General features: G+C 63.0%; 8 protein-coding genes. All 8 read left to right on the top strand.

Features of this window, described 5'->3' with window-relative positions; genetic code table 11:
- The coding region (locus VJ604_RS09100) for an ATP-binding cassette domain-containing protein (RefSeq protein WP_324081775.1) at positions 1-461 on the top strand (461 nt) is incomplete at its 5' end.
- The gene (locus VJ604_RS09095) at positions 448-1,257 is read left to right on the top strand and encodes an energy-coupling factor transporter transmembrane component T family protein (protein ID WP_324081773.1); all 810 of its coding nucleotides are present in this window, start codon (positions 448-450) and stop codon (positions 1,255-1,257) included. The genes VJ604_RS09100 and VJ604_RS09095, both read left to right, overlap by 14 nt.
- Positions 1,244-1,816: a hypothetical protein gene (locus tag VJ604_RS09090; RefSeq protein WP_324081770.1), complete on the top strand. Its 573-nt coding sequence runs from the start codon at positions 1,244-1,246 to the stop codon at positions 1,814-1,816. The genes VJ604_RS09095 and VJ604_RS09090 overlap by 14 nt, the downstream gene beginning before the upstream one ends.
- Before the next feature lie 11 nt (positions 1,817-1,827).
- Entirely contained in the window at positions 1,828-2,649 is an 822-nt protein-coding gene (locus VJ604_RS09085) for an energy transducer TonB (RefSeq protein WP_324081768.1), read from the top strand.
- Between the two features lie 71 nt (positions 2,650-2,720).
- The gene (locus tag VJ604_RS09080; protein WP_324081766.1) at positions 2,721-4,145 is read left to right on the top strand and encodes a fibronectin type III domain-containing protein; all 1,425 of its coding nucleotides are present in this window, start codon (positions 2,721-2,723) and stop codon (positions 4,143-4,145) included.
- Between the two features lie 440 nt (positions 4,146-4,585).
- On the top strand, positions 4,586-6,511 hold the full coding sequence (locus VJ604_RS09075) for a TonB-dependent receptor plug domain-containing protein (RefSeq protein ID WP_324081764.1): 1,926 nt from the start codon (positions 4,586-4,588) through the stop codon (positions 6,509-6,511).
- A 45-nt stretch (positions 6,512-6,556) separates the two neighbouring features.
- On the top strand, positions 6,557-7,996 hold the full coding sequence (locus VJ604_RS09070; RefSeq protein WP_324081763.1) for a fibronectin type III domain-containing protein: 1,440 nt from the start codon (positions 6,557-6,559) through the stop codon (positions 7,994-7,996).
- A 173-nt stretch (positions 7,997-8,169) separates the two neighbouring features.
- On the top strand, positions 8,170-8,442 hold the full coding sequence (locus tag VJ604_RS09065) for a GIY-YIG nuclease family protein (protein ID WP_324081761.1): 273 nt from the start codon (positions 8,170-8,172) through the stop codon (positions 8,440-8,442).
- Positions 8,443-8,761 lie beyond the last annotated feature (319 nt).

The raw sequence follows: 8,761 nt of genomic DNA, 5'->3' as shown, positions 1-8,761 counted from the left end.
CGGACTTGCGGCCGGGGAAGATGGCGGGCGAGGTGGGGGTGTTGTTTCAGAACCCGGCCCGCCAGCTCTTTGCCGATAGCGTTCGCGAAGAGGTGGCTTTTACGGTGCAGCGGTTGGGTCACCAGCATTCCCAATGCCAGGAACTGGTGGAGGAGGCTCTTTCCTTCTGCGGGGTCGAGGATCTGGCTGAGCGTGCTCCGCTGACCCTGAGCTTCGGCGAGCAGCACCGGGTCGCCCTGGCCTCGGTGCTGGCGCCCAGGCCGAGACTGCTGCTCCTGGATGAGCCCTTTGCCGGGCTGGACATGGCTCAGCGCAGGCAGTTGCTGGCGCTGTTCGCCGAGCTGCCGGAGCGCTTCGGCACCACGCTGCTGATCGCCACCCACGATGCCTTGCCTGATGCTGGCTGGGCCGACCGCTCGCTGATCCTGGAGAACGGGAGGCTTGCGGATGCCACCGCGTGAAGGCCTGCGCAAGCGACTGAGGAGCAGCGATTACGCCTGCCAGTTCCTGACCCACGACTCCCCGGTGCACCGCCTGCGGCCGCACTGGAAGATCGCCATAGGCACCCTTTTAAGCGCGTGCGCGGTGGGGGCGCGCACCCCTGCGGAGTTCCTGCTGCTGCTGACCGTTGTCCTAGGCTACTTCTTCGCGGCAAGGCTCACCCTGTACGACCTCTGGCGAGACAGCCGGCTGCTGGTCATGCAGGGGGCCGTGGTGATCAGCGCCTACTCCCTTTTGCATGGCCAAAGCGGCTTGTGGCCGGGAGTGCGCACCTCGGTCCAGATCATCCTGTTCTACCTGCCGGGGGCGGTATTCCTGCATACCACCAAAAGCCGCGACCTCATGGAGGGGCTGTCGCGGGTCATCCCGTACCGCCTCTCCTTCCTGCTCTTCGTCAGTCTGCGTTTCGTGCCGTTTTTCCTCCGGGAGATGGAGGAGATTGCCGCGGCACAGAGGCTGCGTGGGGCACGGCTCCTCCCCAGGGAGATGCTGGACCCGCGCAACTGGAAGGACCTCTATAACTGCCTGCTGGTGCCGCTCATGGTCCGGGCGCTGAAGACGGCGGACGAGGTAGCCAAGTCAGCGGAGGCACGGGGCTTCGGCCTGGAAAAGGAACGGACCTATTTCGACGCCAAGGCGTTTCACGGGGAAACCTCAGCAAGCACTCTCGTAATTAACGACCGGCCCCTTTGCCTTGGACCGGACAGTCAATGCTTAGACCAGATATCCAGCAAGGAGAAGTATGAAAACTTCTGATGAAAGAGTCTTCCTGTGGCGGCATTTCACCCTGCGGGAGGCGGTGCTGCTCGGCTTTTGTGCCACCTTCATCATCCTCACCAGGGCCGGCCTCCGGCTGCACCTCCACCTTCCCGGTCACGTGATGTTCTTCACCATGTTCTTCTTCCTGCTGGCGCGCGGCTGTGTGCCCAAGATCGGTTCCGTCACGCTGGTGGGGCTGATAACCTGCCTGGCCAGCGCCCTCCTCGGCATGGGGAACGTAGGCGTCATGGTGCTCGTGCTCTATCTCCTTCCCGCCTTGGTGGTGGAGGTGATCGGCGTCGTCTATCCGAAATTCATCAACGGGCTGCTTGCTTGCGCGGCGGTCGGCATGGTGGCGTCTGCGGTGAGGGCGGCCACCGCCTCGAGTGTGGAAGTGATGATCGGCCTGGAAGATGAGTTCCTGGTCGCCAAGGCCATCACCTCCATCACCATGAACGCCGTCTTCGGCGGGCTGGGCTCGCTGGCGGTCCCCTCCATCGTGAGGACCCTGAAGAGAAACGGCCTGATCGACGACCCGGCGAGTGAGGCAGCGTGATCTCCAGTGGGATGCCACGCCTGCTGGCGGGATCTCTGCTGCTACACCTGCTGGTCATCCTGGTGGCGGTCCGTGCGGCGCAGCACGGAAATGAGAAGCTAGCGGCCAATCTGCCTTTGGTGCTGGAGCAGGTAGAGCTTACCTCTCTAGCGGCTCCAGGCCCGAAAGTGGTCAAGGCGGCACCGGGAGCTCAAAGAGGAGGGCCGGGAGTGCGAGCCGTTCCAGCGGCCAGCCAGCCTCTCCCTCCGGCTGTGAAGCCTGCGGCTCCTCCGGTGGTAAGCCAGCCGATGCGTCAGCCGCACCAGGATGCGCCCCCGGCCGTCCAAAAAGTATCCAATCGTGCCGAAATCATATCTCCCCCGGCCTTGGGTGGAGTGGTAGCGGCACCGGGCGGAAAACAGGCACCTCCTGCCACGGCTGGCGGCGACGGTCGCGGCCAAGCAGCAGCAGGGCGGGGCGGAGTGGCACGCCCGGAAGGCGGAGCTGTGGCTTCGAGAAGATCGGACTCCGGCACCGGTCCGGCGTCGGGAGGTGCAGCCAGGAGGGAGAGTTACCAGGCCCTGTTGAAGCGGTTGATCGAAGCCCGCAAGGAATATCCGGTGGCGTCCCGGCGAAGGCACGAAGAGGGGAGTTGCCAACGGCGCTTCGTGCTGGGACGGGACGGATCGCTCAAGCAGGTGGAGGAGGTGACGCGCTGCGGTTTCCCCTTCCTCGACGAGGCGGCCACCAAGGCGGTCGCCTCGGTCGGGAAGTTTCCTCCTATACCGGAGGGCATCGAGGGACCCGAGGCATCTTTTACCATCAACATCACCTTCACCTTGGCGAACAGGTGAGAAAGCGAAGTCGCCACAAGCAAGTACCAAAGACTGGCATCAGTTTTTGCAATTAAATCAGGAGGATGAACATGATCAAGAAGAACCTCAAGGGGTGGCTCTCGGCCATCTGCGTGGCGCTTTACGCCCTCTCGCTCACCGCGTGCGGAGGCGGCGGCAGCACCACCGTCCTCACCAACCAGACCCCGGCGACCAAATTCACCGCCACCGGCAGCTTCAGCACCGCTACCGGCACCATTGCTTCCAGCCAGTCCGTCAGTGCCCCCACCGGGGTGACCTTGACCATCCCGGCCGGGACCACTCTCACCGACGCCTCCGGCAATCCGGTCACCGGCACCATCTCCACCAGCGTCAGCGCCTCGGCGGTGGCTTCCGACCTGCCGCACGCCGCCGCCACGCTGCCGACCGGCAATACCCTGGCCGCCTTCGCCGATATCACCCTCGGCACCGTGAAACACTTCTCCCAGCCGGTCACCCTCGCCATCAACGTGACCGCCAGCGGAGCGAAGACCGGTGACGCCGTGACGGTGTACAGCTTCGACAGCACAAACAACACCTGGACCTTCGCCGGCACCTACATCGTCGACGCCAACGGCAACGTCTCGCCCATCGTGACCCATCTCTCGATCTGGGGCGTCTTCAAAACCGCCACGCCGCCGCCTGTCCAGCCGACCGGGTTGACGGCCACCGCTGGTGATTCCCAGGTCACCGTCAGCTGGAACTCGGTGACCGGCGCCTCTTCCTACAACATCTATTACGGCACCGCGGCCGGAGTCACCACCGCGGCCACCAAGGTGAGCTCCTCCGCCACCTCGCAGCTGGTTACCGGGCTGACCGACGGCACCACCTACTACTTCGTCGTTACCGCCCTTAGCGCTAACGGTGAGAGCATCACTTCCAGCGAAGTCTCGGCCACACCGGTCCTGCTCCCCCCGGTGAAGCCCTCCGGCATCATCGTCTCCGGCGGTGACACCCAGGCCACGGTCCAGTGGAACAGCGTGACCGGCGCGACCTCCTACAACATCTACTACTCCACCACCTCCGGACAGGAGCTGAGCGGAACCAAGATCGCCGGCGCGGTGAGCCCCCAGGTCGTGACCGGCCTGACCAACACCACCACCTACTATTTCGTCGTCACTGCGGTGAATGCCGCCGGCGAGAGCCCGGTCTCCAGCGAGAAATCGGTCACTCCGCAGCCTAATTCGCCACCGGGCACCCCCACAAGTGTGGTCACCTCCTCGCCTTCCGCAGGCGACGCACACATCACCTGGACCGCCGTGAGCGGTGCCACCTCGTACAACGTCTACTACGTGCAGGCGGCCACCCAGCCGGCTGTGGCCACCGTTCTGGCCGGTTCCAAGGCTTCCGTCGCCACCGCGACTGCCGACATCACCGGGCTGAACAGCGCCCAGACCTACTGGTTCCTGGTCACCGCCGTCAATTTCGCAGGGGAGAGCGGGACCCAGTCCAAGCCGAAAGGGCAGCTCATCCAGTAGGTGGCGGAGCGGGGGCGATCTCAGGGTTCGCCCCCGATCTCCGGGTTTGCCCCCACTTAAGTCGCCTCAGCCAACTCCCCCGCGAAAGAGAGGGGTTTCGGACGAGGCTCCCACGTCAGACAGTCCCTCCTCCCGAAGGGGGGAGGTTAGGAGGGGGGAGCGCTGCCACGAAGCAGGGCGCGGCACCATCGGCAATTGCGACGACAGTTCCCCCTCCCTAACCCTCCCCCTTGGGGAGAGGGAACTGTCGGACAGGTGCAGAAGGCGGAGCAGCGCAAACAACAGGCTGTCCAGGTTCGGACGGGCTTCAACGAATATGAACAGAATTCTGCGGGTTGCCTTTGGGTGACCCGCAGATGCGGTACAGGTGATACATGAAAAGCGCGAGAATGCTCCTGCCGGCGAGTTGCCTGGCAGTCTGTTCTCTTTTAACGCAGGCAATGCCTCTGCAGGCGGCGGAAGGCGGCGACCGTGCCGACCTTTACTCGCTCGGCGAGGTGGTAGTGACCGGTCGCGGGGAAGGTGCCCAGCCGGCCGAAACGGTGTACACGGTGACCTCCCGCGACATCGAGAACCGCGACGCGCGCACTCTGGACCAGGCGATATCGCTGTTGCCCGGGGTGAACGTGAGGGTTGGCGCCGACGGGACCCCGCGCATTGACGTCCGCGGTTTCAGGACGCGTCACGTGCTCCTGCTGCTGGACGGCATCCCAATGAACTCCGCGCTGGATCAGCAGTTCGACCCCCGGGACATCCCCACCGAGAACATCGCCGAAATCAAGCTTTCGGTGGGAACCAGTTCCGTTCTCTACGGCCAGGGTGCCTTGGGCGGTGTCATCAACATCATCACCAAGAAGGGGAATAAGGGGCTGAAGGTGATGGCCTCCGGCGAGACCGGCAGCGGCGAGCCTTACCTCCTCCGTGCCACCGCTTCGGGCGCCAGCGACCGCTTCGACTATTTCCTGAGCGGCTCCACCACAAAGGTAAACGGCTTTCCGCTTTCCGACGGATTCACGGCGACCTCGGAGCAGGGTGACGGCTACCGGAAGAACAGCGACCGGCAGAGGAACAACGTCCTCGGCACCCTTGGTTTCACTCCCAACGCCGATCTCTCCCTCGGGCTCACCGTCAGCTATGCCGATGGCAGCTACGGCAAACCGTCCAGCGCCATCAACGATCCCAACGATCCCTTCGCCTCGCCTCCCAAGTTCGACCGGGTGGACGGTTTCTGGAACGTCTCCCTCCAGTTGGCGGCGGAGTACGCAGCCAGCGAGCAGCTCAACATCAGGGGATGGGGGTTCTTGAACCGGCGCGACGAGCACGACAACCAGTTTGACAACGGCAACTTCAATTCGGTGCTCAAGTCCGGCTCCTTCAAGGAGGAGGTATCGACCTCGATCAAGGGGCTCACCCTGCAGCCGCGCTACGACCTGGGAAAAGCGGGCCAGATCACCCTTTCCTTGTCTGCCGAGCACGACGACTGGAACAACAGCGGCTTCACTGCGGTAGCCGACAACACGTTCGGCACGCTCAATGCCGACCAGTCGCTCTCCATCTACTCCGCTTCGCTGGAATACGACGTCACCCTTCCGGCAGGTCTGGCGCTGACCGCGGGCTACGGCCATTACTGGCAGACCCGCTCGCAGGGGAGCGACACCGACTTCAGCGCGCTGGCCGGCCTGACCTACGATCTGACCAAGGAGACCGCGCTGAAGGCCTCCTTCAAGCGAAGCGTGCGCTTCCCGTCCCTGGGCGACCTCTACGACTTGAGCCAGGGTAACCCCAACCTGCAGACCGAGACCTCATTGACCTACCAGGGCGGCGTGGCGCAGAAGCTGCCGATGAAGAGCGAGCTGGAGCTTACCGGCTTCTACACGACGACGCACGACCTGATCCAAAACAACCAGGCAACCGGCCACAACACCAACCTCTCCAACGTGAGGTTTGCGGGGCTGGAGCTGGCCGCCGCGACCCACTACGTGGACAGGCTGTTACTGCGGATGACCTATTCCTATCTGCATTCGGAAGATCGGTCGCGGGCGGGACGTGACGAGCAGCAGTACACGCCGGGAAACAAGCTGGCTCTGGAGTCGAAATACGACTTCGCCTGCGGTTTCACCCCCTATGCTTCCCTGCTCTTCGTAGGGGCTCAGTACTTCTACACGAAGAACAACGTAACCCCTGTCCAAAAGGCGAGACTGAACGATTATGCACTGGTGAACGTCAAGCTGAGCCAGCGGCTTTGGGACGGGAGGGTAACCCTCTACACGGGAGTGAACAACCTTCTCGATGAGAATTACGAAACGAGCTACGGCTTTCCGCAGGCGGGACGCTTCATCTACGGCGGAGTTGAGTTCCGTATCTAAATTTCGCTCCTCCTGCACGAATATTTCGAGGTTGGTGTGCTGAATATGAAAAATCTACGGGTATGCATAGGTCTGGTGGCCGTACTCTTCTCCCTCGTTCTCGGCGGCTGCAGCGGCGATTCACCCTGGCGCTACAATCCCGGTATCCCCAGCGCCCCCACCGGCTTGACGGCGACACCAGGAGGCATCAGCGGCCAGGTCTTCCTGACGTGGAACAGCGCCCAGAGCCCCACCCCCTATACCTCCTATACCGTCTACTACTCGACCTCCCCGCAAAACGTGAAAAGCGGCACCAGGATCGCCAGCCTTACCGGCACCTCCTTCATCGTTACCGGCCTGACCAACGACGTCACCTACTACTTCGCGGTGACGGCCAGCACCTCCAGCGGTGAAAGCCCGCTCTCCGCGGTTGTGGCCGCGGCGCCCTCTGCACCGGGTGCCTTCCAGCAGTCCGATCTGCAGGGGACCTGGTATTTCAACGCCGTGCAGAGAGGTGCCGGGGCGCGCTGGATGAAAGGGGCTGTCGTGATAGACGGCATGGGGAACGTCGCGGTCGGCTCGTACGTCGACAGCACGGGGTTCACCTCGGCACCGCCAGGTTTGTTCAACCCCCTGAGTGTCCTTCCCGACGGCAAGGTGGTGCAGGCGCAGGACCCCGATTTCCACGCGGTGCTCTCCGCCAACCAGTTTCGCGACTTCGTGGTGGGGACGACCACCGTAGCTGGATCGCCGGTCATGCTGGTTTTGCAGAAGCGGGTGCCGGGGGTGGCCTATTCCCCCAACGACATAAAGGGGACGGGGAAAGCGGGTGCCGGGCCGCTTCTCTACAACTATCACCAGATCTCCAGCGGGGTCAGCCAGGAGTGGCAGACAGGAAGCTGTCAAGTCGGGCAGGATCAGGCGGTGACCTATCTCTCCATCACGGCGCCGAGCACTCCCCCCCTCCCCGGTGCGGGAGACAAGGTGTTGTCCCTGTCCATAACTCTGGATGGCCTGGTCTCGGAAACCCCGACCGCAGGTGTTGTGCCGCAGCCGAGCGCCCTGTTCACGAACCAGGTGATGTCGGCAGATAAGATGACCCTGGTGGGCACCGCCACCGATGCGAGCGGCGCCTTCGTGCTGAGGATCGTCCAGTTGATCCATCCGCCGGCGCAACTGCTGACCGCCGCGAACTACACCTCAAGCGGGCTCGCGGGCTCCTACGTGTTCCACGACCTGGTGGGCGCCGGCGCTACCTCGCTATGGGCCCGTGGCGACCTTGCTATCGATGCCGCTGGAGTCCTGGGAGTGAGCACCTATCTCGACAGTTCGGGCAATTCCGCCTTTCCGGCACCGCTAACGGTGGCAATGGACAGCCAAGGCTTGCTGACCGCCGCAGGTAACCCCACTTTCAACGGACAGCTCTCCTACTTCAACGACATGATGATCAGCACCCGGACTGACGCCGGTGGCAACTACCGCTTCAGCATCGCCCTGAAGCGTTGACGCTGGGCGTTGGAAGACCGCTACCCCTCCCTCCGGGAGAGGGTGCCCGAAGGGCGGGTGAGGGAAGCCGGCACCAGCACACAATGCACGCGTCGGATTTTCCCCGAGGTTGACTGAAAACTGCTGACGAGATATCATCCTGCGACACTCACAGCACGGGACGATTATCTACCTTGAACTGGCACGTCTACATCATTCTCTGTACCGATGACACTCTCTATACCGGGATAACCACCGATATAGAGAGGCGCATGCGGGAACACTCATCGGGGCGCGGGGCCAAGTACTTCCGGGGGCGGCAGCCAAAGAGACTGCTCTACCTGGAATCCGGGCACGACAGAAGCACGGCCAGCCAGAGAGAACGGATCATCAAGGAGATGAGGCGCTGTGACAAGACCCTGCTGGTCGACTCCCCGCTGAACACCATCTCCTCACCCGCCATCTAAAAGAAAAAGGGGAAGAGCGCGCCCTGCTCTTCCCCTTTCAAGTCTATTGCTTTTATCCTGTCTACAGCCCCTTGTGAACCCCATCCTCACCCTGTCCCTCCCCCCTCATGCGCCAAGGCTACGGCGGGCAGGCTTGAAGGGGAGGGGACGTAAGGCGGCACCTAGGTCCGTTACTTGACTGTAATGGTCGGATGCGGCGTGCTGGTGGTGCTTGGCGGCAGTATCGGGTACTGGAGCTTCGGCTGCTTTCCGGTGAGGCTTTCCAGGAAGGCCACGATATTGTCGGATGACTGCGCAGTGAGGTTGATACCGAGTTGCG

The sequence above is a fragment of the Geomonas sp. genome, assembly GCF_035254065.1.
GTDB lineage: Bacteria > Desulfobacterota > Desulfuromonadia > Geobacterales > Geobacteraceae > Geomonas.
This window is presented reverse-complemented; position numbering and strand designations above follow the sequence as displayed.

Excerpts from the sequence above, each read along its gene's own strand:
- VJ604_RS09095 (WP_324081773.1), top strand. The coding sequence starts at position 448 with ATGCCACCGCGTGAAGGCCTGCGCAAGCGACTGAGGAGCAGCGATTAC.
- VJ604_RS09090 (WP_324081770.1), top strand. The coding sequence starts at position 1,244 with ATGAAAACTTCTGATGAAAGAGTCTTCCTGTGGCGGCATTTCACCCTG.
- VJ604_RS09085 (WP_324081768.1), top strand. The coding sequence starts at position 1,828 with ATGCCACGCCTGCTGGCGGGATCTCTGCTGCTACACCTGCTGGTCATC.
- VJ604_RS09080 (WP_324081766.1), top strand. The coding sequence starts at position 2,721 with ATGATCAAGAAGAACCTCAAGGGGTGGCTCTCGGCCATCTGCGTGGCG.
- VJ604_RS09075 (WP_324081764.1), top strand. The coding sequence starts at position 4,586 with ATGCCTCTGCAGGCGGCGGAAGGCGGCGACCGTGCCGACCTTTACTCG.
- VJ604_RS09070 (WP_324081763.1), top strand. The coding sequence starts at position 6,557 with ATGAAAAATCTACGGGTATGCATAGGTCTGGTGGCCGTACTCTTCTCC.